The organism is Paenarthrobacter sp. 10N417 (assembly GCF_056394745.1).
Genome location: NZ_JBFTIL010000016.1, coordinates 81,031 through 101,910, shown reverse-complemented (window position 1 = coordinate 101,910; position 20,880 = coordinate 81,031). Strand labels below are relative to the sequence as shown.

The window sequence follows — 20,880 nt, the reverse complement described above, 5'->3', positions numbered from 1 at the left end:
TGTGTGAGCTTGGTTACATGTTACCTGACAACGTTGTCATGGGGGAATCACTCGCCATGAGCAGCCACAAAAAACAGGAGTTTCAATGTTGAGTTCCAAAGCCTCGAGGTCGGCAAAGACCCGTCTTCTTGCCGCCGGCGCAGTCCTGACGCTGGGCGCACTAAGCCTGACTGCCTGCGGCGGCGGCTCCTCGCCGTCGTCCAGCGCGAGCAGTGACGAAAAGATCGGCGTTTCGTTGATCGTAAAGACCACCTCCAACCCGTTCTTTGTGTCGATGCAGGATGGCGCCAAGAAGGCTGCCGCGGCGGACGGCGTTGATCTCAAGCTTGCCGCAGGCAAGGCCGACGGCGACGAGGACACCCAGATCCAGGCCATTGAAAACGCGATCTCCAAGGGCGACAAGGGAATTCTCATCACCCCCAACGGCCCGTCCGTAGTGGATGCCCTGAAGAAGGCCAAGGACGCTGGCCTGTTCGTTATTGCCCTTGACACCCCGCCGGACCCGGCCGATGCCGCTGACATCACGTTTGCCACGGACAACTTTGCCGCCGGCGAGCTGATCGGCAAGTGGACTGCCCAGCAGTTGGCGGGCAAGAAAGCTGTGATCGCACTTGTGGACCTCTTCGATGACAAGGTGGTGTCCGTTGACTATAACCGTGACCAAGGCTTCCTGACCGGCCTGGGCATCGACACCGCCGATAAGAAGAAGAACGGCGACGAAGCCAAGACGGGCAAGTACACCGGCGGCAAGGGTGGCGAGTACGAAATCGTCGGCAGCCAGGCTTCCCAGGGCGCTGAAGATGGCGGACGTACCGCCATGGAGACCCTGCTGGCCAAGAACCCGAACATCAACGTCGTTTACACGATCAACGAGCCTGCTGCTGCCGGCGCGTTCGAAGCACTGAAATCCGCGGGCAAGGAAAAAGACGCCCTGATCGTCTCCGTTGACGGTGGCTGCTCAGGCGTAAACAACGTCAAGTCCGGTGTGATCGGTGCCACGGCACAGCAGTACCCGGTCAAGATGGCCGAGCTTGGTGTCAAGGCCATTGTTGACCTCGCAAAGACCGGCAAGAAGCCTGCCAACTCCGAGGGCCTGGACTTCTTCAACACCGGAGTGGAGCTCGTCACGGACAAGCCCGTAGACGGCGTGAAGAGCATCACCACCACCGACGCTTCCCAGATCTGCTGGGGCAAGTAAGTTCAGGAGCAACCTAAAGTGACCCAGCAACAGACCGCCGGCCCCCCGAGCGCCGGGCACGCTGACCTGGCCGAGGAATTCCTCGACCGCCAAACACCCCTCAGCAGAATCCGCAACATCCTCCACCGCTACCCCGCCCTCAGCCCGGCCATTGTCCTGCTGATCGCCGTGGTGGTCTTCGGACTCCTCAACGACCGCTTCCTTCGGGTAGAGAACCTTTCCCTGATTACCCAGCAGGTCGCCGTCGTCGGAACCCTGGCCATCGCGCAGACGCTCATCATCCTGACCGCCGGAATCGACCTTTCCGTCGGCGCAGTCATGATCCTGTCCTCGATGGTGATCGCGCAGATGGCTGTCGGCAGTGGCGTCCCAGGTCCATTGGCACTCATCGCAGGTTTGATCGTGGGACTTGCGTCAGGTGCACTGAACGGTTTCCTCGTGACACGTTTCCGGCTCCCGCCGTTCATCGTCACGCTGGGAACCCTGAACATCTTCATCGCCCTGACCCTGCTCTACTCCGGTGGCAGCACCGTCCGCGGATCCGCCATGCCTGGCGTGCTCACCTGGCTGGGAAGCACCTTCCCGATCGGGCCCGTCCGGATCTCCACCGGTGTCGTCATGATGCTCCTGCTCTACATCGTCGTCGCCTTCATCCTGGGCAAAACCGCTTGGGGACGGCACCTCTACGCCGTGGGCGATGACAAGGAAGCGGCCCGCCTGGCGGGCATTCCCGTCAACCGCGTCCTGATGAGTGTCTACCTGGCCGCAGGAGCCGTCCTTGCCGTCGGCGCCTGGATCCAGATCGGCCGTACCAACGCCGCAAGCCCCAACGCCGGCGTCGATCTGAACCTGGACTCCATCACCGCCGTCGTGATTGGCGGAACCAGCCTGTTCGGTGGCCGCGGCTCCATCTGGGGTTCCTTGCTCGGAGCGCTGATCGTCGGTGTCTTCCGCAACGGCCTCTCCCTCGCTGGCCTGGACGTGCTCTACCAGACCCTCGCGGTGGGCATCCTGATCATCATCGCCGTGTCCGTCGATCAGTGGATCCGAAAGGTCAAGTCATGACCATGACTGAATTTACAGCCTCACACACCGAAACCCGCGAGCCCATCCTCAAAGCCAGGAACCTCGTGAAGACCTTCGGCCGCGTGGTTGGCCTCGACGGCGTCAACCTGGATCTCTATCCCGGCGAAGTCCTGGCCATCATCGGCGATAACGGTGCCGGTAAGTCCACGCTCATCAAGTGCCTCACCGGCGCCGAAGTTCCGGACACAGGAGAAATCTTCGTGTCCGGACAGCAGGTCCACTTCAAGCGGCCACAGGACGCCCGCGTCCACGGCATCGAAACGGTCTACCAAAACCTGGCGGTCTCGCCGGCCCTCGATGTCGCTTCGAATCTGTTCCTCGGCCGTGAAGAGCGTCTTCCCGGCCCCCTGGGGAGCATCTTCCGGATGCTCGATACCAAGGGCATGCGCAAAAAGGCCAAGGAAGAGCTGACCCGGTTGGGCATTTCCACCCTGCAGGACGTCACTGTGCCCGTGGAAAACCTTTCCGGCGGCCAGCGCCAGGCAGTCGCCGTCGCCCGTGCGGCGGCCTTCGGATCCAAGGTGGTTGTTCTTGACGAACCGACGGCGGCACTGGGCGTTCGTGAATCCAACCAGGTACTGCAGTTGGTCCGCGACCTTCGCGACCGCGGCCTGCCTGTCATCCTGATCAGCCACAACATGCCCCACGTGTTTGACGTGGCCGACCGGATTCACATCCAGCGCCTGGGCAAATGCGCGGCCACCATCACCCCGCAATCCCACACCATGACCGACGCCGTCGCCATCATGACAGGTGCTGCCAAAGCCTGACAGGCCGCACCTTCCGTGCCAACGGAACCCCCTTCTCCGTCCGCGGACCTGCCCACAGGTCCGCGGACGGATCCACACCCGGCCGTCCAGCCGGTACCGACGAAAGAACCGAGATGCAAAAGCCTCCCCCCGGCACCTCCGCCCATGACCAGCTGGATGTTGTTGTTATCGGCGAAGCCCTTATCGACATAGTTCACACGCCCGAAGGAACCATCAGCTATCCAGGAGGATCCCCGGCGAACGTGGCCTATGGCCTGGGCCGGCTCGGCGTATCCACGGGGCTGCTCACAGCAATCGGCGACGACGAACACGGTACCGCTATCGCCAACCACCTCCAGAGCGCAGGTGTCCGGCTTCTTCCGGGTTCAACATCCCTTGAACGCACGGCCACCGCTACTGCCACCTTGGCGGCAGACGGCTCGGCCAGCTACGAGTTCGACATCGCCTGGGAACTGCCTCCGGTAGCGCCTGCCATGATCCCGAAAGTCCTGCACACCGGATCCATCGCCACATTCCTGGCCCCGGGAGCCTCCACTGTTCGTTCCCTTCTTGAGCAAGGCCACAAGTCGTGCCTGGTCACTTATGACCCCAATATCCGCCCGGCCCTGCTTGGCAGCCATGCTGAAGCAAAGAGTCTCTTCGAGGACCTTCTCCCGCTCACGGACGTCGTTAAACTCAGCGACGAAGATGCCCACTGGCTCTACCCGACGGCGTCTCCGGACGAGGTCACGTCCCGCCTGCTCGCGCTGGGGGCACGCCTGGCCGTCATCACCATGGGCGCTGACGGCACCCTCCTCGCCACGCAAAGTGCGAAGTTCAGCATCCCCTCCGTGAAAACCGAGGTTGCCGACACCATCGGCGCCGGCGATTCCTATATGTCAGCCCTCATCTTCGGCCTTTTGGCAGAGGGCGAAGAAGGATTTGCGCCGGGAGCACTCGAAACCATCGGAAAAACTGCCTCCATGGCCGCGGCCATCACGGTCAGCCGCTCCGGCGCCAACCCGCCCACCGTTTCAGAACTGCAGGCACGGCTGGGCATGTCCCTCAGCGCGAATCTTGCTGTTGCGCCTTAACCAGGGCCTTTCTCCTAATGGCCTGACTTCCTGATCAAATCACGACGGCGGCAGCTCGCCTTTCGGTTCCGACGAACCAACGGTTCTTTGGGTACCGGGGCGATCTGCCGCCGTCGTGCGTTTTTCCGTTGCGTCTCCCTGAACAACTCTTCCGACAACGATCCTTTGACGTATCGCAGGTCACATCGTATGATTAATGAATCGATTCAAGAGTGGGATCACCACAGGTAACCTTCCTCATGCTGAATGAGTACCGCATTGTTCAGTCCTGGATGGGAAGAGTTTTTGTTCCTTGCCAACGGCGACAAAGGAGTTCGGCGAATGACCGTCACGCACCGGAGAGATACCCCTTCAACCCAGGACGACACCATCGGCCGGAAGGACCCGAAGAAAGCCGCAATGAGCGGCTGGATCGGAAGCGCGCTGGAGTACTACGACTTCGCGCTCTATTCACTGGCCGCGACGTTGCTTTTCCCCACTATCTTCTTCCCCACGGAGAACCCCACCGTAGGCATCATCGCTTCCCTGGCCACCTATGCCGTGGGATACGTTTCCCGCCCGCTCGGCGCAGTGGTCCTGGGTGCTTACGGTGACAGGCATGGACGCAAGAAGGTCCTCGTTTTCGCAATGCTGCTCATGGGGTTCGCTACTTTCGCAGTAGGACTCCTGCCAACCTACGGGCAGGTGGGGCTTCTTGCGCCCGTCCTTCTGGTGATTCTCCGTTTGATCCAGGGCTTCGCGGTCGCTGGCGAACTCGGTGGTGCCAGCGCGATGATCGTAGAGCACTCCCCCGATGCAAGGCGCGGCTTCTTCGCTAGCTTCAGCCTTCAAGGCACGCAGGTGGGTTCGATCCTCGCCACTGCTGTCCTCATTCCGCTCGCCGCCCTCCTGCCTGATGATCAGTTCCATTCCTGGGGCTGGCGGGTGCCGTTCCTCCTCAGCGCCGTCGTGATTTTGGCCGGCTACATCATTCGCCGCCGCGTGCAGGAGCCCCCCGCCTACCTGGCGCAGTCGGAAGAGCCAAGCACCAAACGCCGCTTCCCCCTTGCAGACCTCCTGCGCACCCACCCGTGGGTCCTGGTCCGATGCGTTGCGATGACGTTCACGAACGTCATCGGCATGGCCACCCTGATCTTCGGCGTGTCCTTCGCTACCCAGAAGAGCTACGGCAACGGCTTCTCAAGCAGTGAATTCCTCTGGGTGACCATGGCAGCAAACGTAGCCGCAGTGGTAACTATCCCGTTGTTCGGGGCATTGTCAGACCGGATTGGCCGGCGGACACTCATGGTTGCAGGCGGCATAGCTGGCGGCTTGCTGACCATGGTGTACCTGTGGGCGATCGAACAGGGCAGCCTGCCGCTGATCTTCGTCTGCGTTGTCATCGTCCAGGGCATCCTGTTCCAGATGTGGAACGCCACTTTCGCCACGTTCTTCCAGGAGCAGTTCCCTATGCGGATGCGGGTGACGGGCTTCGCAGTTTCACAAAACATCGGCCTCATGATCGCCTCGTTCTTCCCGAGCTTGTTCACGGCCGTCGCTCCCCCAGGATCTGCGAACATCCCCATGGTCATCGGCCTGACCACTCTGGGCATCTGCCTTGTCTCGGCGCTGGCCACCCTTTTGTCTTCGGATACCAAGGGAAAGACGCTGGAGGAGCTTGAGGTCCGCTAGCCTCAAGACACTTGGGTTGCCCGTCTCCGCAGCCATGCACTGCGCACATGTTCACGGAGCGTCTTCTGGCTTCGGCGGCTGACCAGGATCACGCAAGCGACGGCGGTCACCAAGACCACCACCCCGCCTGATGCGACAGCCCAGCGGGCCCCGAATTCCGTGCCGATCCAACCCATGAGGGGTGCTCCAACTGCCGTGCCGCCCTGCAGGATAGCCAGGTACAGGGCGAGGACGCGTCCACGGAATTGGGGCTCAACGGACAACTGGATGGTGGTGTTGCAGCTGTTCAGGAACGTGATGGACGCCAGCCCTACTGGAACAAGGACTGCCGCATAAATCCAGAACGACGGCGAGATGCTCGCCAGGACGGTAAAGGCGCCGAGGCTCAGCGCGCCGCCCAGCATGAAACGGAGCCTCGGGCCGGACCTGCGGGCGGCAAGCAACGCACCCGCGAGCGTTCCCACGGCCATGATGGATCCCAGGAGGCCAAACGCCTCCGGCCCCATGCCAAACTCCGCCGTGGACATCAACGAATTCGTTACCTGGAAGTTCATGCCAAAGGCGCCCAGGAGGCCCACCATCAGCAAAATGAGGACCAGGTCCGGGCGCTGACGCACGTACCGGAGGCCTTCGGCTAATTGGTGCTTGCCGCGGGCCACTGGCGTTGCTGGCTCCAGCTCCGAGGCTTTAACCCGGCACAGGGAAATAATGACGGCCGCAAAGCTCGCTGCGTTGAGAAGGAAGACTGGGCCTGTGCCGATCCATGCAATGAGCACGCCGGCGATGGCAGGCCCGGTCAGCCTGGCGCTGTTGAAGGACGCCGAGTTCAGTGCCACTGCATTGGAAAGCTTGTCCGGACCAACAAGTTCTGACACGAACGCTTGACGGGCCGGACCGTCAATGGCCGCAGCCAACCCCAAGGCGAGGGCGGCGAGATAGACGTGCCACAACTGGGCCACACCCGTTACCACCAGCAGGCCGACGATCAACCCGCAGATTCCCATGGCCGTTTGGGTCCAGAGGAGGATCACGCGCTTTCGGTAGCGATCAGCCAGAACCCCCGCATACGGCCCAAGCAGGAGCATGGGCAGGAATTGCAACGCCGTGGTAATGCCCACTGCCGTTCCGGAGTGATTTGTGAGGACCGTCAGGACCAGCCAGTCCTGGGCCACCCTCTGCATCCAAGTGCCGACGTTGGACACCAGTGCACCACCAGCCCAGAGCCGGTAATTGGGACTCTCGAGGGCACGGAACATGGCACTCACTTGGCGCTCATCTCCTGCATGATGTGTGCGGCCCGGCTGAGTGTCAGCCGATCCTCCTCGCTGAGTCCTGCTACCCGCTGGGCCAGCCAGGCAGTCCGTTGGCTGCGGGCCTCGGCCAGAACTTCCTGGCCAGCGGCAGTGATGCTGATGTGGACCTGCCTGCCGTCTTCGGGGTGGGCCTGCCGTGACACGAAGCCTTGCCCGGACAAGGCGTTTACGATCCGGGTCATCGACGGTGCCTGGACGTGCTCCAGCTCGGCCAATTCCCGCAGCGTCTGCGAACCGGAATTAAGGTGGGCGAGCACCGTGTACTGCCCGGGAGTAATAACCTCGCCAGTGGCTTCGATGCGCAGCCTGCGGGATGTCCGCATCACCGCGGTTCGAAGATCAATGGCAAGAACGTCAGCTTGAATCTCCGCCGGTCCGTCGTTAATAGCTGCGGTCACTGGGAGGCGCCTCCTGAGGTTGGCATAATAGTTAGCAGTGCTAATTAGCTCCGCTAACTATTATGCTCCTCGTCCGGCAGGCTGTCCACGGAATGGTGCAGCACAGCAGGAACGCTCGCTTAAGCTGCAATGGATCTTTTCTACGACACATAAACTTATCTGTCGTACAATTTATCCATGGTCTATCGCAGTCCGCTCATCGACAAGCTCCCCAAGGGCTCTCCCTTCACCGTCAATGAGGCCTCTAGATTGGGGGTACCAAAGGCGAGCTTGTATCGGCTCCGCGACTCGGGCGTTATCGATCAACTAGGACCAGGGCTGTACTTTTTGAGCCGGAGTCTCGATGCCGACTTGGATCTGCTTGAGGCTGCATATAAGGCGCCGTTAGCTACCATCTGCCTCAGCAGCGCACTTGCGAGGCACGGCCTCATCGACGAGATCCCTTCCACAATTGACTTGGCCCTACCGCGCGGTAAGACGCCTCCGAAAATCGCGGGACCAATCACTTGGCATCAGTTCGACAAAGCAACGTTCGATCTCGACCGCACCCTGGTCCCGATTGAAGGCGTGGAAGATGCCCACATAGGCATCTATTCGGCCGAACGATCCATAGTTGACGCCTTCCGCCTTCGAGCCAGCGCCGGATATGAAACGGGCATCGAAGCCTTGAGAAATTGGCTCAAGCGCCCTGGATCACAACCGGCACGACTCATGGAGCTTTCCACGGCTATTCCTCGATCCAAAGGACCCCTTCGCGTGGCCATGGAGGTCCTTCTATGAGCTCCAGCGAGATCTACCGGCAACTGCAAGCCGTTGCGCGCAAAAGGGGTCGGCCATCGGAGGAGATTTTCGTCTTATACGCACTGGAGCGATTTCTTGCGCGGCTCAGCGACACCCGTCATGCTGGTGATTTCTGCCTCAAGGGCGGGGTCCTGCTCTCAGCTCATGCTCTTCGCCGACCCACGCGCGACATCGATATGCAGGCCCTCGACTTCCAGCTCGACGTAACTCGTATCACCGAAGTGGTCAAAACGGTTTCCGACGTCGTCGTCGACGACGGCCTGGTTTTCAACACCGACGATCTGACGACCGAGCAGATTCGGGACGAGGATGAATACAGCGGTCTACGGGTGGCCCTACCTGCGACGTTGTATCGCGCAAATATCGTCATCAAACTCGACATCAGCACAGGCGACCCCATCTGGCCCGCGCCGGAGCTCATCAAAATTCCGTCACTGCTTTCCGGGTTCGTGAAGATGCAGGGCCATCCTCTCCTCACCGTAATTGCTGAGAAAACAGTGACGATGCTCCAGCGCGGAACGGCCAGCACCCGCTGGCGCGATCTACTCGATGTCGCACTCCTCTCTGAGCGATTCGAGTTCAAGGCCCGGGAGGTAAGGCAAGCGGCAATTCAAGTTGCTCAACATCGAGGCGTCGATCTCGCCCCACTCCGCGGCCTGCTCGGTGGCTACGGCCAGGATGGCAGGCAGGCAAAATGGGCGGCGTGGCGCCGGAAACTGAAGCTTGAGGAGATGTGCCAGCGCGACCTGGAGGCCCATGTCGAACTTGTGCTGACGTTTATCGAGCCAGTCCTCAACGGCACGGCGGCCGATCACCACAGCTGGAACCCTGGCACGCGATCATGGTCCTAGGGGTCTGTCGCCCGTCAATCCACCGAAGTGGCGCGCCGCCGTCGTGCGTGCAGCCAGACTGATCAAGCCCCGCCGCCCACGGTGAGCACAATCTTTCCGCGAGTATGCCCCTCCATATTGAGCCGGAACGCATCCGCTGCTTTGGCCAAGGGAAGTGCCTCCGCTACCTCAACCCGGATCTTGTGCTCGTCCACCAGGTCAGCGAGCTGCTGCAGTTCGGCACCAACAGGATTCACCCACATCCAGGTTCCACCGTGCGCCTCCACCTCACTGTCCGCAATGGATGCATGCCGACCTCCCTCGGACAGGACCTTCAGGGTCGCCTCGAGGTTTCCACCCGCAAAATCGGCCACGACATCCACTCCAGCAGGACTCAACGCACGCACACGGTCGGAGAGCCCCTCACCATATGCCACAGCTTCGGCTCCGAGGGACTTGAGGAATTCGTGGTTCCTTTCCGACGCGGTCGCGATGACGCGGGCACCGAGCGCCACTGCGATCTGAACTCCGAGGGATCCGACACCGCCAGAACCGCCATGGATCAAGACCGTCTCGCCTGCCTTGAGCCCGAGACGATTGAGCACCTGGAAAGCCGTGAGCCCGGCCAAAGGAAGCCCGGCCGACTGGTTCCAATCCAGGGAACCCGGCTTCCTGGCAAGAAGCCGCTCCGGGAGGGCAATGTATTCAGCAAAACTTCCGCCGTGAACGTAGTCCTTGCGGCCATAGGAGATAACTTCGTCGCCGGGCTTGAAATGCGGGGCGTCGATTCCCACAGAGTCCACCACTCCCGCCACATCCCACCCCGGAATGGCCGGGAACTGCAGATCCATGAAGGAGTCCAGGTAACCGGCCATAATCTTCCAGTCGACAGGATTTACCGACGCCGCCTTTACCTTCACCAGGACCATGCCCGGGCCAACTTTAGGCATTGGCTGCTCGGTCAGCTCAAGGACGTCCGGGTTTCCATACTCGCTATAGGTAATTGCCTTCATGCTTGCGACAACTGCCCTCCCCGCGAGGCTATTCCGACGCGCGAGGTGAGTCGTGCAGAACTTTCGCGGCAAGCTCTTTAGCCCAGCCCACAGCTTCTGGTTGCGCATCGAGATTTGAATTCGATACAGCTCCGTCGTAGAGCAGCCGGAGCCGGGCGGCCACGCCTGCCGGTTCGAGAAAGCCTGCTTCTTCACAGAGGGAAAGGAACGCGTTGGAAAGCCAATCCCGGAAGGCCCGGAGCGCCTCGGCCTCCACACTTCCGGGAAGTGCCTCTGCGTTGGCATTGGCGAAGGGGCATCCCCTCCATCCGGGAGAGGATACCGTTTCCTGCAGGGCATCAAAGATGGCCAAGACCTTGTCGATAGGATCGTCCAGGCCCTGCTGGAACCTGGCTATGCGATCGCGCCGTTGACGGTCGCGGCCCTCCAGGTAGGCGGCAACGAGATCGTCCTTGCCGGAAAAGTTGTAAAAGAGCGAGCCCTTGGCTACGCCTGCCTCTTCGATAAGGCGGTCAATGCCAACAGTGTGGACACCCTCGGCATAAAACAACTTGTCTGCAGCATCCAGGAGACGCTGACGAGCCGGAAGTTTGGTGGAGGCCATGCAACAAGCATATCAGACAGATCTGTCTAAAATTTCTTGACTTTATTGGACAGAGCTGTCTAACTGGGATTAGACCGTTCTGTCTAAGGAGTCTTCACTTGTCCCGTACATTGTCACCATCCCGCGCTTCGCGCCCGCCCCGAACTTTCCCGGCCAAGGCGGCTTTTCCCGGGCTGGCGTTGGTCTTCGCCGCATTCTTTTTCGCGGCAGGGGCACCCACGCCTTTGCTCTCCCTCCGACAGCAGGAGTGGGGCTTTTCGGCCGCCACCCTTAGCTTCGCCTTCGCCATCTACGCAATAGGCCTGTTGGCAGCCCTGCTGGTGGGAGGCTCACTTTCGGATCACCTGGGCAGGCGCCCCGTCATGCTGCTTGCTCTCTACACCGAGCTGATTTCCATGGTCACGTTCATGGTTGCATCCACCATTACCTGGGTGATCATCGCGCGGGCCCTGCAAGGAATCGCCACTGGCATTGCGACCAGCGCTTTCAATGCAGCTATCGCCGAGCAAGCACCGTCACACCTTAAAAAACTCGCTGGCGGCATTGCCGGCGCGTCGGTTGCTGGTGGTCTGGGCATCGGAGCCCTCGTGACTGGCGCTGCGGTTCAGTTCACAGCTGACGCCAACATGCTCATTTTCGCCATTCTCACGGGCGTCATGCTCCTGGCCATCGTTTTTGTCAGCTTCACAGCCGAAACAACTCCAAAACGCCCCGGGGCAGCCCGATCCCTCACACCCCGACTCAGTCTCCCAGCTGGCATCCGCCGGGAATTTGCTGCAGGTATCCCGGTTCACATTGGGGGATGGATGTTCACGGCCTTATTCCTTGGGCTCTTCCCCACCATTCTCCGGCTGCACTTTGCCTTGGACGGTGGCCTGGTGGCAGGTTTCACCACGTTCCTAGGTCCATTCACCGCGGCGGCTGCAGGATTTGTGTTCGCCCGGCACCCTGCCAGACGTGGCTCGCTCATTGGCGTGTCGCTCATCCTGGTGGGGATAGTGGCGGTCCTCCTGGGGGTCAATGAAAAATGGCTTGCCGTCGTCTGGATCGGCGCAGTGCTTGGAGGTATCGGATTCGGCGGCTCTTTTGGAGGGCAGCTTCGACTGATCGCTCCCCATGTTCAGCCCCATCAACGCGCGGGTGTCTTCTCCGCCATCTATACGGCGACGTATCTGGCGTTCAGCGTGCCGGTCATCATCGCCGGCCTAGTCGCGCCCATTTGGGGGCTCGTGCCCACTCTGCAGGCCTATGGAGTGGCAATCATGGTTTCTGCCGCAGTTGGCATCACCGTCCAGGCCGCGAGGTTGAGGGCGGATGCTACGGAAAAGGCGGTCGCTGTCAACCCGTGACCAAAACGGCGTAACCACAAACGGCGGGCCACCCGCCGGTTCAACATGGAACCGAGGGCGACCCGCCGTCGTCGTAAATTGCAGTAAAACTTAGTCGTTGATCAGATCGTGAACCACGATCGTCTGGTCCCGGTCAGGGCCGACGCCGATGGCCGAGAAGCGCGTGCCGGAGAGTTTTTCCAGGGCCAGCACATAGTTGCGGGCGTTCTCCGGGAGGTCCTCCAGGGTGCGGGCCGCGGTGATGTCCTCGGTCCAGCCGTCAAAGTACTCGAAGATCGGCACTGCGTGGTGGAACTCGGTCTGCGTCATGGGCATTTCGTCGTGACGGACGCCGTCGACGTCATAGGCTACGCAGACCGGGATCTGCTCGATGCCCGTGAGGACGTCCAGCTTGGTCACGAAGTAGTCCGTGAAACCGTTGACGCGGGAAGCATGGCGCGCCAGCACGGCGTCGTACCAACCGCAACGGCGGGGACGGCCGGTGTTTACACCGAACTCGCCACCGGTCTTCTGCAGGTACATACCCATTTCGTCGAACAGTTCAGTGGGGAACGGACCAGCGCCAACACGTGTGGTGTAAGCCTTGATGATGCCGATGGAACGGGAAATACGCGTGGGACCAATACCCGAGCCGACGGACGCGCCGCCCGCCGTCGGGTTGGATGAGGTGACGAACGGGTACGTGCCGTGGTCAACGTCCAGGAACGTTGCCTGGCCGCCCTCCATGAGCACAACCTTGCCCTCGTCCAACGCGTTGTTCAGCTCCAGCGTGCTGTCGATGACCAGCGGCCGCAGTCGCTCAGCGAAGGAGAGGAAGTAGTCCACGATCTCGTCCACCACGATGTCGCGGCGGTTGTAGACCTTGACCAGGAGTTCATTCTTCTGGCGCAGCGAACCCTCCACCTTCTGGCGGAGGATCGATTCATCGAAGACGTCCTGGACGCGGATGCCCAGGCGGGCCACCTTGTCCATGTACGCCGGGCCAATGCCGCGGCCGGTGGTGCCGATGGCGCGGCTGCCGAGGAAGCGCTCCGTGACCTTATCCAGRACCTGGTGGTACGGGGCGACGAGGTGCGCATTGGCCGATACGCGCAGGCGGGAGGTGTCCGCGCCACGGGCCTCAAGGCCGTCGATTTCCTGGAAGAGTGCCTCGAGGTTCACAACGCAGCCGTTGCCAATAATGGGAATTGCGTTGGGGCTCAGAATGCCCGCGGGAAGGAGCTTCAGCTCATACTTCTCACCGCCAACCACCACGGTGTGCCCGGCGTTGTTGCCGCCATTGGGCTTAACCACGTAGTCAACACGGCCACCGAGCAGATCGGTAGCTTTGCCTTTGCCTTCGTCGCCCCACTGGGCTCCGACGATCACGATAGCGGGCATGGGATCCTCCCCCATTCTTTCGGGCGAGACCAAGCCGGATGGCCAGGACTCGACGCCGTACATGAGAATGCCCCGACTTACCGGTGCAGCCTGCCGCGGACGGCAGCGTACGCAAGAGTTCGGGGCTCTTACCAGCCAAGTTTAGCCGATGGGGCCTGAAACTCTGGTGTCAAGGAGCCTTCCAAGGACGTTTTGCCCAACTTTTGGAGCATGCGGGATGACGACTCAGAGATTGGTGCAGGATCCTCCGACGCCCGCGATCAAGCCCGCGTTGGCCCTGGCCGACACGGGCGTGGACGTCCAGCCGGCCGAGGTGATGTAGATATCCACTTGAAACTGTGTGTTGAATCCAAGAATTCCGCCCAGAAGGGTGGCCGGAATGTCCGTGGTGTAGCCGGCGGATGATGACCCCGTGGTATTCGCAGTTCCCGGATATCCCTGGAGTGTGGTCACCACAGATCCTGCCGTGAGCAGGTGAACATCAATCACTGCGTCAGTCAGGTCTGGGTAGCTGGCCGGCGGCTTCCAAAAGACCGTGATGTGAGCGCCTGTGCCGCCGATAGACGTGTACTTGCAGGCGCCATTGAGGGTTGCAGGCGGAATCGTGATCGTCCCGAAGCTACCCGCGCCGAATTCGCTCCGCTGCCAGGAAGCCTCGGTCACCTCTGGCGGGCTTGAGGCGGAGATGAGCAGGGCGAATGCCATCGCTACGCAGCCCAACCAGCCGATCCGCTTCTTCATGCCTGCGCACCCCGCCAACGGGCAAGAGCGAACCCTGCGGCGACCGCCAGCACGCCCAGCATCGCGACGCCACCAAGCCTGGCGCCGGTATCCGCCAAGCCAATCGACGACGGCGGCCCGCCCGGACGTGCGGTGACGGCACCGGGGCTGGGACCTCCAGCCGCGTCCCCCGAACCATGGACACCGAGCACAATTTGCGTGCGGCTCCCTTGGAACTCTGCGGGAACGTCCTCCGCGAGCGCCGCGCTCACAAGGACGTACGATCCGTTGGACCAGGTGCTGCCGTCTTTCATGAGGTCAATCCTCAAGCCCTCGGCAAGGTTTAGGTCCGTGGGCTCAAGCAAGCTCCGCTCACCGCTCGCGCACGTGGTGCCATTCCATGGCTGTTCACAGGAGCGTAATTGCACGCTGAGGAAGTCCCGCAGGCCCCTGGATTCACTATCCGGACCTGCAGTTTCGGTCGGCTGGATCCACACTTCCAGCAAACCGGCACCCTCGCCCCGTGCCTGCACGTCCACCGCCCAATCCGCCCTCCCACCAGGGGTGAGACGATGAACTTCCCCGGCCGGGCCGGCGTCGAGCTCCAACCAACCGGAAGGTCCTTCTTCGGCGTGCGCCGGAATGGCAGCCACCAAAAAGAGAGCAAGCAGCCCGGCCAAGGCCCCCAACCTAGGCAGCAGCATGTTGCCCTCTTTTGCGACGCTGGCGGCGCCCGGATCCGTTTCCGGCTCCGTTTCGGGATCCATTTCGTGGCCAGAGCACCCAGCTCACCAACGCCGCTACGCACACAGTAGTTGCCCCCAACACCACCGGGTTTGCGGCAGCGGCCAAGGGATACGCGAGTCCGGGGACGGACCAGAGGACGATCCGGACCCGCTCCACGACGTAGGGCGCCGGATCAGCCTCGGCGTTGGCGTCTCCTTTCATCGTGATGGTCCGGGCAGTCCCCTCCGCGGGTCCAATGCTCTGGATCCTGTGCGTGATGGGCAGCTTTCCTGGTCGGTCCACGGTGACGACATCGCCTACCTTCATGTCCGCCGCCGGAATCTCGCGAACCACGGCCAGCGAACCTGCCGGGATGGTGGGCGACATGGAGCCGGTTTTGAACAGGATCAAGGTGATGTTGAATGCGACCGCAAGAATGACGGCGATGAGGCAGACAGCGCCGCCCGCGGCAGCAATGTTCAGCAGCGTCTCCCGCAGGCGGCGCTGAAACTGGCCACTCCGTATCCTGGGCGTGCTCATGAGCTTGAGGTGGCAGTGAACTGCCAGGTCGCGGTTGCCGTCTGACCCTGCAACGCATTGTTTGCCCCCGCCGGAAGCGACACTTCAAAGCAGAATTGCGTTGGTGCCCCCGGCAGGGTCGCCGTGGCCGCCGCCAGCGGATTTACGACGCCGACGGCCTGGCCCACGGTCAAGGGCTTAACACCATCGCTTCCCACAACAAAATTCGGGCTCCCCGCGAACGACGACATCTGGCATGTAGCCGATCGGACTACCCGATACCGCAGGGCAGCACCAAGATCTGAGACCCCGGTTCCGCTGCTGGTCACCACTGGAATCCCGAGCACCACCTCGCCGGCAACGGATGTTGCCTTGGTCCTGATGGCAAACGGCGCATAGAAAACGGTGCCCGGGCTCATCGCGCTAGCATCGAACACCAACGTGGCGCCGGGTGAAACGTCGTTGGTGCTCCATGTACCCGAGGCGTCATATGGCTTGGTCACATTGGATTCAGTTTGGAAAACGCTGGCTCCGAATGAACCGCTGGCGAAGTCGCTGTCAGTCCAGGAAGCGAGGGTGACGGAGCCGCCGAGCCCCAATGCCAATGCCCCTGCGAGGAGCGCACGGATCCGAAGGAAAACTACACCGCGCTTGGTTTTTGCTCGTCGATGACCCATGGATCACTGCGACTGTGCGGCGAATTCCCACGTGGTCGACCCGGTTTGGGCTTGGACAACTGCCCCGGCGGTCACCCTGAAGCAGAGGTATACGGGCGCTCCGGGGTCAGTGCCGGCTCCTTGAGTCAAGGGAAAGGTGATGCTTGTCGGCGTCGTCCCCAGCGTTTGCCCGGCCGCCACCAACGTGTCCGTGACAGATTCGGTGCAACCAAAAGCATCAGTCTGTGTGAGCTCGTATGTCAGGCCTGCGACCGACCCCGTGGATCCTTGCGTGGAGATGGTCACCGTGGCGTCGTAGCTTGACGCCGCATCCAACCTGACAGCGAACGGAGCTGCTACGACGTCGCCCGGCGAAAGGTTTGTGGGGTTGGTAGTGAATGCCAACGTGGCTGGCGAGCCCACCGGGTTCTCAGTGAACGCGGTTCCGTTGATGCTGCCCTGGAGATTGAAGGAGCCTGCTGTGAAGGTGCCTTGTGCAAACTCGGAACTGTTCCATGCGGCCAAGGTGATCGCCGCACCCACTCCGAGGACCAAACCACCCGCCAGGATCGCGCGGACTTTTGGAGCCTTGCCGGGACGCTGCCCTGATTCTGGTGACGCTTCTGTTGATGCAACCACGTTTACCCCCGAGGTAGATGATGCGAACGATGCTGTCTAAGACCGGTGCCTGGATTCGGGGGTTCCAGAACAGGTTCCCCCAAAACCAATAGCCCAATTCATCACCTGCGCAAATCAAAGTCAACGGCTTTGACCTGCACAAATGGGTTAATGTTCAGGCTCGACGCCGGCGCGAAGCACGGAAGGTGCTTTACTTGCCTGCGGCGGATTGCAGCGCCGCTTCGGCGAAGGTAGGCCACTGTGACTGTGAGGACAACGGGAGCTCCACCCAGTCTTTGAACGGGCGGTTCATTCCCGAGGGATCGAACAGTTCAGCGCCAGGGAGGGCCAGGGCTCGCGCATGTTCCGGTGTGTCCTTACCCAATTTGAAGGCAACCTTGTCCCCGTTCAGGCAGGCCAGAGCCTTCTTGTTCAGCAACAGTGAGCTGGCACCGAACATCTTGCCCATCACCACACCAGCCGCGGCCAGATCGGCCCCGAGCCCTTCGAAAGCGGAAATAGCGGCAGCGGATGATTCTCGTCTCTCCATAGCCCGAATCATGCCGGAATTCGCGCCCCACGGTCGAGACGTCCGCCACGATGCCGGGCAACACGCCGCGTCTCATTTGGGGGCGCGCCGAAACAGGGTGCTGCAGCGCCCATAGTCCGGTAAGGTTAGTTAGCCCCCAACAGCACCCTTTGAGGTTCGGCAGCGGCATGCCCGCGGCCCCTTGGAAAGGTGCGCGCAGTAACACCTAGGAGACCAAACCCCTGATGCAAGAACTGGCGACTGAATCACCCGAAGAAATCCTCTGGAACCGCCGCTACGAACCGCACATCGCCGAGGTCAACGAGCTGTGCGACTCCATCAAGGAGCAGAAGCCGGGCAGCGAGGTCCTCTACATCGACCCCGCCCACAGCATGGATGACTGCCGCATCGTCAGCCTTTTCTCCAATCAGCGCACCAACTCCGGCGAAGGTTTCATCAACCCGGGTGACGAAGAAGCAGCCACGCGCATGCTCGGCATGCAGTGGCAGCTGGGTCTCCGCCCGGAGCTCATGATGCCGTGGAACGCGTACCCGTGGATCGAGCCCAACGAGGAACCGGGCAAGCTGACGCCGGCCAACATCACCGAAGGCCTGAAGCCGCTCCTGCGCTTGCTCGCGATCCTGCCGCGCACGTCCGCCCTTGTGGCGCACGGCAATGAGGCACACCGCCTCGCCGACCAATTGATGAAGGCCGCCCCTGCCAGCATCGCCCGCCGCGGCTTCAAGACCTTCAAAGTCCGCTCCCTTGGTGGCCGCTCCTTCGCAGGCACACCCGCGCGCCAGCAGGAATACCTGGACGCCATCCACGGCGCCTATGCCGAGGCAATGGCGCGCACGGGCATCCCGCGCAAGGCTTAGTCTCCCCCTTCGTTGCAGTCCGCAACGAGCAAACGACGGCGGCCCTCACCTTTTGGTGAGGGCCGCCGTCGTCGTTCGCTTTAGCAGCGCAGGCCTTAGCTGGCCTCGATCGCTGCCTTGGCCTTCGGGTCTGAGTCGTTCAGGAACTTCTCGATCCGCTCGGGCTCTTCGGGCTCGCCGATTGCAGCGGCGGCACGACCCAGTGCGTAGAGCGCGCGCAGGAAGCCCTGGTTGGGCTCGTGCTCCCACGGGATCGGTCCCACACCGCGCCAGCCGTTGCGGCGCAGCGAGTCCAGTCCCCGGTGGTAGCCCACGCGGGCGTAAGCGTAAGAGTCGATGGTTCGGCCCTCGGCCCAGGCTTCCTCGGCAAGGATTGCCCACAGAAGGGACGACGTGGGGTTTTTCTCCACGAGGTCCAGCGCTTCCTTGCCGAGAGCCAGGTGCTGGTAGATCTCGGTTTCGGCGGGCAGGAGCGTGGGCTCCGGCCCCATCAGGTTCTTCCGGAATTCGTCGGACATTAGAAAGTCTTGCCGACCGATCCGAGCTGCTGTGCGGCTTCGACGATGCGCGCGGCCATGCCGGCTTCGGCGGAAGCGCCCCAGACGCGGGGGTCATAGGTCTTCTTGTTGCCCATTTCGCCGTCGACCTTCAGGACGCCGTCGTAGTTGGAGAACATGTGGCCGGCAACCGGGCGGGTGAACGCGTACTGGGTGTCGGTGTCGATGTTCATCTTGATGACACCGTAGGAAACGGCGTCAGCGATTTCCTGCTCGGAGGAGCCAGAACCGCCGTGGAACACGAGGTCGAACGGGTTATCCTTGCCGATCTTGGCGCCAACCTCGGACTGGATCTGCTTGAGCAGTTCCGGGCGGAGCTTGACGTTGCCCGGCTTGTACACGCCGTGCACGTTGCCGAAGGTCAGGGCGGTGAGGTAACGGCCGTTTTCGCCGGCACCCAGGGCCTCGATGGTTGCGAGAGCGTCTTCGGTGGTGGTGTAGAGCTTCTCGTTGATTTCGTTCTCAACGCCGTCTTCTTCGCCACCGACGGTGCCGATTTCGACCTCGAGGATGATCTTCGCTGCAGCTGCGCGCTCAAGCAGTTCGCGGCCGATGCGCAGGTTCTCGGAGAGGGTCTCGTGCGAGCCGTCCCACATGTGCGAGTTGAAGATCGGGTCCTTGCCGGCCTTTACAGCTTCCTCGGAAGCAGAGAGCAGCGGAAGAACGAAGTCTGCAAGCTTGTCCTGCGGGCAGTGATCCGTGTGCAGGGCGATGTTGACGTTGTAGTTCTTGGCAACTTCGCGGGCGAACGCGGCGAAACCGAGCGAACCGGCAACCATGTCTTTGACCGAAGCGCCGGACCAGTAGGCTGCGCCACCGGTGGAAACCTGGATGATGCCATCGGATTCGGCCTCGGCGAAACCGCGGATCGCAGCGTTCAGAGTCTGCGACGACGTCACGTTGACCGCGGGGAAGGCAAATCCGCCAGCCTTTGCGCGGTCGATCATCTCGGAGTAAATCTCTGGGGTTGCAATGGGCATGGTGACTCCTATGCTGAATTCGTCTGTGGGTTGGTAACCCTGGAGTAGACCGCTTACGGCTAGCTCCCATCCTAGCGATATCCGCCGGGACGCCGTGTTTCGGGTCACTGGGGCTCTTAACACTTCGGCCGGGTTGGCATTTGAACCCCACATTGCGGCACAACATCGGTTTCAAATGTCACCTCGGCGTCCACCCCCGGCTTTGGAGCGCACGACGGACTTTATGTACGACGCCGGGCCGCTCGCCTTGGAGGTCGTGCTTGGAAATCCGGACTTCCAGCCAGCCCAGGGCAAGGGACTTCTCTTGCCGCTCGATGTCCCGCAGGTGCTGTTGACCGTCGCCATGGTGCCGGCCGTCGTACTGCAGGGAAACCTTCCAGTCCTCGTATCCTGCGTCGGGCCATAGGGCAGGGCGTCCCAAAGGATCTGGGACGACGAGGTTGAGCGCGGGTTCTGGCAGGTTGGCGTTGACCAGGGCCAGTCGCATATACGTTTCCGGAGCGGAATCGGCACCAACACGAATCAGGTCCAGGGCAGCCCGGGCAGTCCTCACACCACGCATTCCAGGGTGGCGATCGGTAATCTCCCTCAACTCGTCAATGGTGCATAGGGCTTCTTTCGGAACTGGAAACCGAGGATCGTGGGAACACACAAGGGCGTCGCCTGCTGCAACGAGGTCTTCCATGGCGATCATCGACGCCAAGTCCAACCACGTTCGTGCGGGCGAGGTGACCCTCACGCCGTCGTACTCAATCGTCTCCTCCGGAAGGAAAGTAAGGAGGTGTCCGGACACGTTTACTCTCCGGGGAAAGCTGAACCCCCGCCGCCGCGCCAAGTGAATACGCCAATCTCCGCTACGGCTGGACGGCAACGGCACACCCCAAATCCGTGCGGCCGAGAACGAGACGAGGATGGAGGAATCATCCAAATCCGTATAAGCGCGCAATGCCGAAGCGCCGGAGGCGTCAGACGCGACCGGCACCCTAATTCCACGGGAGACTGTGACCAAGTCCTTTGCGGCTGCCCGCTTTCTGGGCACTCCGGCTTTGTCCGATGCGCGCAAGGAAAACGAACCCGTGGTCAGATACTCCGGAAGACTTGTCCTGCGCATTCCCCATTCTGACCTGTTCACCGGACCGCCTTGGGAGTTATCCACAGGGCCTCCCGTTGGAGCATGCGCGAGTTGGCATTTAAACCCGATGTTGCAGACA

At 61.6% G+C, this 20,880-nt stretch carries 23 protein-coding genes; 9 read left to right on the top strand and 14 right to left on the bottom strand.

The window, feature by feature from the left end; genetic code table 11:
• Positions 1–85: 85 nt before the first annotated feature.
• The 5 genes from AC1DCM_RS18700 (at position 86) to AC1DCM_RS18680 (ending at position 5,798) form a co-directional block, all read left to right on the top strand.
• Positions 86–1,198, top strand: coding sequence for a substrate-binding domain-containing protein (locus AC1DCM_RS18700; protein ID WP_442004170.1), 1,113 nt, complete (start codon positions 86–88; stop codon positions 1,196–1,198).
• 18 nt (positions 1,199–1,216) lie between these two features.
• Positions 1,217–2,263, top strand: coding sequence for an ABC transporter permease (locus AC1DCM_RS18695; protein WP_477519288.1), 1,047 nt, complete (start codon positions 1,217–1,219; stop codon positions 2,261–2,263).
• On the top strand, positions 2,260–3,054 hold the full coding sequence (locus AC1DCM_RS18690; RefSeq protein ID WP_442004168.1) for an ATP-binding cassette domain-containing protein: 795 nt from the start codon (positions 2,260–2,262) through the stop codon (positions 3,052–3,054). Before AC1DCM_RS18695 ends, AC1DCM_RS18690 begins: the two co-directional genes overlap by 4 nt.
• A gap of 113 nt (positions 3,055–3,167) precedes the next feature.
• Positions 3,168–4,127 carry a carbohydrate kinase family protein gene (locus AC1DCM_RS18685; protein ID WP_477519287.1) on the top strand — a complete coding sequence of 320 codons (960 nt, stop codon included), beginning with the start codon at positions 3,168–3,170 and terminating at the stop codon, positions 4,125–4,127.
• Between the two features lie 321 nt (positions 4,128–4,448).
• A complete protein-coding gene (locus tag AC1DCM_RS18680; RefSeq protein ID WP_477519286.1) occupies positions 4,449–5,798 on the top strand; it encodes an MFS transporter in 1,350 nt (449 codons plus the stop codon).
• Positions 5,799–5,800: 2 nt separating this feature from the next.
• Here the strand turns inward: AC1DCM_RS18680 and AC1DCM_RS18675 are convergent, their stop codons facing one another.
• Together AC1DCM_RS18675 and AC1DCM_RS18670 are read right to left on the bottom strand one after the other, a co-directional pair.
• Entirely contained in the window at positions 5,801–7,063 is a 1,263-nt protein-coding gene (locus AC1DCM_RS18675; RefSeq protein WP_477519285.1) for an MFS transporter, read from the bottom strand.
• Positions 7,060–7,434 (bottom strand): MarR family winged helix-turn-helix transcriptional regulator, encoded by a 375-nt coding sequence (locus tag AC1DCM_RS18670; protein ID WP_377654668.1) that lies wholly within the window; start codon positions 7,432–7,434, stop codon positions 7,060–7,062. The genes AC1DCM_RS18675 and AC1DCM_RS18670 overlap by 4 nt, the downstream gene beginning before the upstream one ends.
• A 252-nt stretch (positions 7,435–7,686) precedes the next feature.
• Here AC1DCM_RS18670 and AC1DCM_RS18665 point away from each other — a divergent pair, with 252 nt between their 5' ends.
• Together AC1DCM_RS18665 and AC1DCM_RS18660 are read left to right on the top strand one after the other, a co-directional pair.
• The gene (locus tag AC1DCM_RS18665; protein ID WP_442018183.1) at positions 7,687–8,289 is read left to right on the top strand and encodes a type IV toxin-antitoxin system AbiEi family antitoxin domain-containing protein; all 603 of its coding nucleotides are present in this window, start codon (positions 7,687–7,689) and stop codon (positions 8,287–8,289) included.
• Positions 8,286–9,161, top strand: a complete 876-nt coding sequence (locus AC1DCM_RS18660) for a nucleotidyl transferase AbiEii/AbiGii toxin family protein (protein ID WP_477519284.1) — start codon at positions 8,286–8,288, stop codon at positions 9,159–9,161. Before AC1DCM_RS18665 ends, AC1DCM_RS18660 begins: the two co-directional genes overlap by 4 nt.
• 62 nt (positions 9,162–9,223) lie before the next feature.
• On the opposite strand, the gene AC1DCM_RS18655 is transcribed toward AC1DCM_RS18660, so the two are convergent.
• Together AC1DCM_RS18655 and AC1DCM_RS18650 are read right to left on the bottom strand one after the other, a co-directional pair.
• Positions 9,224–10,153 (bottom strand): NADP-dependent oxidoreductase, encoded by a 930-nt coding sequence (locus AC1DCM_RS18655; RefSeq protein WP_477519283.1) that lies wholly within the window; start codon positions 10,151–10,153, stop codon positions 9,224–9,226.
• 28 nt (positions 10,154–10,181) lie between these two features.
• Entirely contained in the window at positions 10,182–10,757 is a 576-nt protein-coding gene (locus AC1DCM_RS18650; RefSeq protein ID WP_477519282.1) for a TetR/AcrR family transcriptional regulator, read from the bottom strand.
• 98 nt (positions 10,758–10,855) lie between these two features.
• Here AC1DCM_RS18650 and AC1DCM_RS18645 point away from each other — a divergent pair, with 98 nt between their 5' ends.
• Entirely contained in the window at positions 10,856–12,106 is a 1,251-nt protein-coding gene (locus AC1DCM_RS18645; RefSeq protein WP_477519281.1) for an MFS transporter, read from the top strand.
• A 90-nt stretch (positions 12,107–12,196) separates the two neighbouring features.
• Here the strand turns inward: AC1DCM_RS18645 and AC1DCM_RS18640 are convergent, their stop codons facing one another.
• From AC1DCM_RS18640 to AC1DCM_RS18610, 7 genes are all read right to left on the bottom strand, one after another.
• The gene (locus AC1DCM_RS18640) at positions 12,197–13,486 is read right to left on the bottom strand and encodes an adenylosuccinate synthase (protein WP_442004159.1); all 1,290 of its coding nucleotides are present in this window, start codon (positions 13,484–13,486) and stop codon (positions 12,197–12,199) included.
• 225 nt (positions 13,487–13,711) lie between these two features.
• The gene (locus AC1DCM_RS18635) at positions 13,712–14,227 is read right to left on the bottom strand and encodes a hypothetical protein (RefSeq protein WP_477519280.1); all 516 of its coding nucleotides are present in this window, start codon (positions 14,225–14,227) and stop codon (positions 13,712–13,714) included.
• Entirely contained in the window at positions 14,224–14,910 is a 687-nt protein-coding gene (locus AC1DCM_RS18630) for a hypothetical protein (RefSeq protein ID WP_477519279.1), read from the bottom strand. The genes AC1DCM_RS18635 and AC1DCM_RS18630 overlap by 4 nt, the downstream gene beginning before the upstream one ends.
• Positions 14,897–15,472 (bottom strand): signal peptidase I, encoded by a 576-nt coding sequence (locus tag AC1DCM_RS18625; protein WP_477519278.1) that lies wholly within the window; start codon positions 15,470–15,472, stop codon positions 14,897–14,899. Before AC1DCM_RS18625 ends, AC1DCM_RS18630 begins: the two co-directional genes overlap by 14 nt.
• Entirely contained in the window at positions 15,469–16,128 is a 660-nt protein-coding gene (locus AC1DCM_RS18620) for a SipW-dependent-type signal peptide-containing protein (RefSeq protein ID WP_477519277.1), read from the bottom strand. The genes AC1DCM_RS18625 and AC1DCM_RS18620 overlap by 4 nt, the downstream gene beginning before the upstream one ends.
• A 3-nt stretch (positions 16,129–16,131) precedes the next feature.
• A complete protein-coding gene (locus AC1DCM_RS18615) occupies positions 16,132–16,746 on the bottom strand; it encodes a SipW-dependent-type signal peptide-containing protein (protein ID WP_477519276.1) in 615 nt (204 codons plus the stop codon).
• A gap of 190 nt (positions 16,747–16,936) precedes the next feature.
• Positions 16,937–17,275 (bottom strand): hypothetical protein, encoded by a 339-nt coding sequence (locus AC1DCM_RS18610; protein ID WP_477519275.1) that lies wholly within the window; start codon positions 17,273–17,275, stop codon positions 16,937–16,939.
• A gap of 224 nt (positions 17,276–17,499) precedes the next feature.
• Here AC1DCM_RS18610 and AC1DCM_RS18605 point away from each other — a divergent pair, with 224 nt between their 5' ends.
• A complete protein-coding gene (locus tag AC1DCM_RS18605) occupies positions 17,500–18,132 on the top strand; it encodes a uracil-DNA glycosylase family protein (RefSeq protein ID WP_431117920.1) in 633 nt (210 codons plus the stop codon).
• 95 nt (positions 18,133–18,227) lie between these two features.
• Here AC1DCM_RS18605 and AC1DCM_RS18600 read toward each other — a convergent pair whose 3' ends face one another.
• The 3 genes from AC1DCM_RS18600 to AC1DCM_RS18590 all read right to left on the bottom strand — a co-directional run bounded on the left by AC1DCM_RS18600 (position 18,228) and on the right by AC1DCM_RS18590 (position 20,780).
• Positions 18,228–18,650: a DUF3151 domain-containing protein gene (locus tag AC1DCM_RS18600; RefSeq protein ID WP_216922107.1), complete on the bottom strand. Its 423-nt coding sequence runs from the start codon at positions 18,648–18,650 to the stop codon at positions 18,228–18,230.
• Positions 18,650–19,669, bottom strand: a complete 1,020-nt coding sequence (gene fbaA, locus AC1DCM_RS18595) for a class II fructose-bisphosphate aldolase (RefSeq protein WP_431117919.1) — start codon at positions 19,667–19,669, stop codon at positions 18,650–18,652. The genes AC1DCM_RS18600 and fbaA overlap by 1 nt, the downstream gene beginning before the upstream one ends.
• A gap of 178 nt (positions 19,670–19,847) precedes the next feature.
• Positions 19,848–20,780, bottom strand: coding sequence for a hypothetical protein (locus AC1DCM_RS18590; RefSeq protein ID WP_477519274.1), 933 nt, complete (start codon positions 20,778–20,780; stop codon positions 19,848–19,850).
• Positions 20,781–20,880: the final 100 nt, after the last annotated feature.

What these genes read in the sequence shown, in the direction of transcription:
- AC1DCM_RS18635 (WP_477519280.1), bottom strand. Translation starts at nt 14,227, where the DNA reads ATGAAGAAGCGGATCGGCTGGTTGGGCTGCGTAGCGATGGCATTCGCC.
- AC1DCM_RS18625 (WP_477519278.1), bottom strand. Translation starts at nt 15,472, where the DNA reads ATGAGCACGCCCAGGATACGGAGTGGCCAGTTTCAGCGCCGCCTGCGG.
- AC1DCM_RS18690 (WP_442004168.1), top strand. Translation starts at nt 2,260, where the DNA reads ATGACCATGACTGAATTTACAGCCTCACACACCGAAACCCGCGAGCCC.
- AC1DCM_RS18630 (WP_477519279.1), bottom strand. Translation starts at nt 14,910, where the DNA reads ATGCTGCTGCCTAGGTTGGGGGCCTTGGCCGGGCTGCTTGCTCTCTTT.
- AC1DCM_RS18650 (WP_477519282.1), bottom strand. Translation starts at nt 10,757, where the DNA reads ATGGCCTCCACCAAACTTCCGGCTCGTCAGCGTCTCCTGGATGCTGCA.
- AC1DCM_RS18670 (WP_377654668.1), bottom strand. Translation starts at nt 7,434, where the DNA reads ATGCGGACATCCCGCAGGCTGCGCATCGAAGCCACTGGCGAGGTTATT.
- AC1DCM_RS18620 (WP_477519277.1), bottom strand. Translation starts at nt 16,128, where the DNA reads ATGGGTCATCGACGAGCAAAAACCAAGCGCGGTGTAGTTTTCCTTCGG.
- AC1DCM_RS18655 (WP_477519283.1), bottom strand. Translation starts at nt 10,153, where the DNA reads ATGAAGGCAATTACCTATAGCGAGTATGGAAACCCGGACGTCCTTGAG.
- AC1DCM_RS18665 (WP_442018183.1), top strand. Translation starts at nt 7,687, where the DNA reads ATGGTCTATCGCAGTCCGCTCATCGACAAGCTCCCCAAGGGCTCTCCC.
- AC1DCM_RS18685 (WP_477519287.1), top strand. Translation starts at nt 3,168, where the DNA reads ATGCAAAAGCCTCCCCCCGGCACCTCCGCCCATGACCAGCTGGATGTT.
- fbaA (WP_431117919.1), bottom strand. Translation starts at nt 19,669, where the DNA reads ATGCCCATTGCAACCCCAGAGATTTACTCCGAGATGATCGACCGCGCA.
- AC1DCM_RS18610 (WP_477519275.1), bottom strand. Translation starts at nt 17,275, where the DNA reads ATGGAGAGACGAGAATCATCCGCTGCCGCTATTTCCGCTTTCGAAGGG.
- AC1DCM_RS18605 (WP_431117920.1), top strand. Translation starts at nt 17,500, where the DNA reads ATGCAAGAACTGGCGACTGAATCACCCGAAGAAATCCTCTGGAACCGC.
- AC1DCM_RS18590 (WP_477519274.1), bottom strand. Translation starts at nt 20,780, where the DNA reads ATGCGCAGGACAAGTCTTCCGGAGTATCTGACCACGGGTTCGTTTTCC.
- AC1DCM_RS18700 (WP_442004170.1), top strand. Translation starts at nt 86, where the DNA reads ATGTTGAGTTCCAAAGCCTCGAGGTCGGCAAAGACCCGTCTTCTTGCC.
- AC1DCM_RS18600 (WP_216922107.1), bottom strand. Translation starts at nt 18,650, where the DNA reads ATGTCCGACGAATTCCGGAAGAACCTGATGGGGCCGGAGCCCACGCTC.
- AC1DCM_RS18660 (WP_477519284.1), top strand. Translation starts at nt 8,286, where the DNA reads ATGAGCTCCAGCGAGATCTACCGGCAACTGCAAGCCGTTGCGCGCAAA.
- AC1DCM_RS18680 (WP_477519286.1), top strand. Translation starts at nt 4,449, where the DNA reads ATGACCGTCACGCACCGGAGAGATACCCCTTCAACCCAGGACGACACC.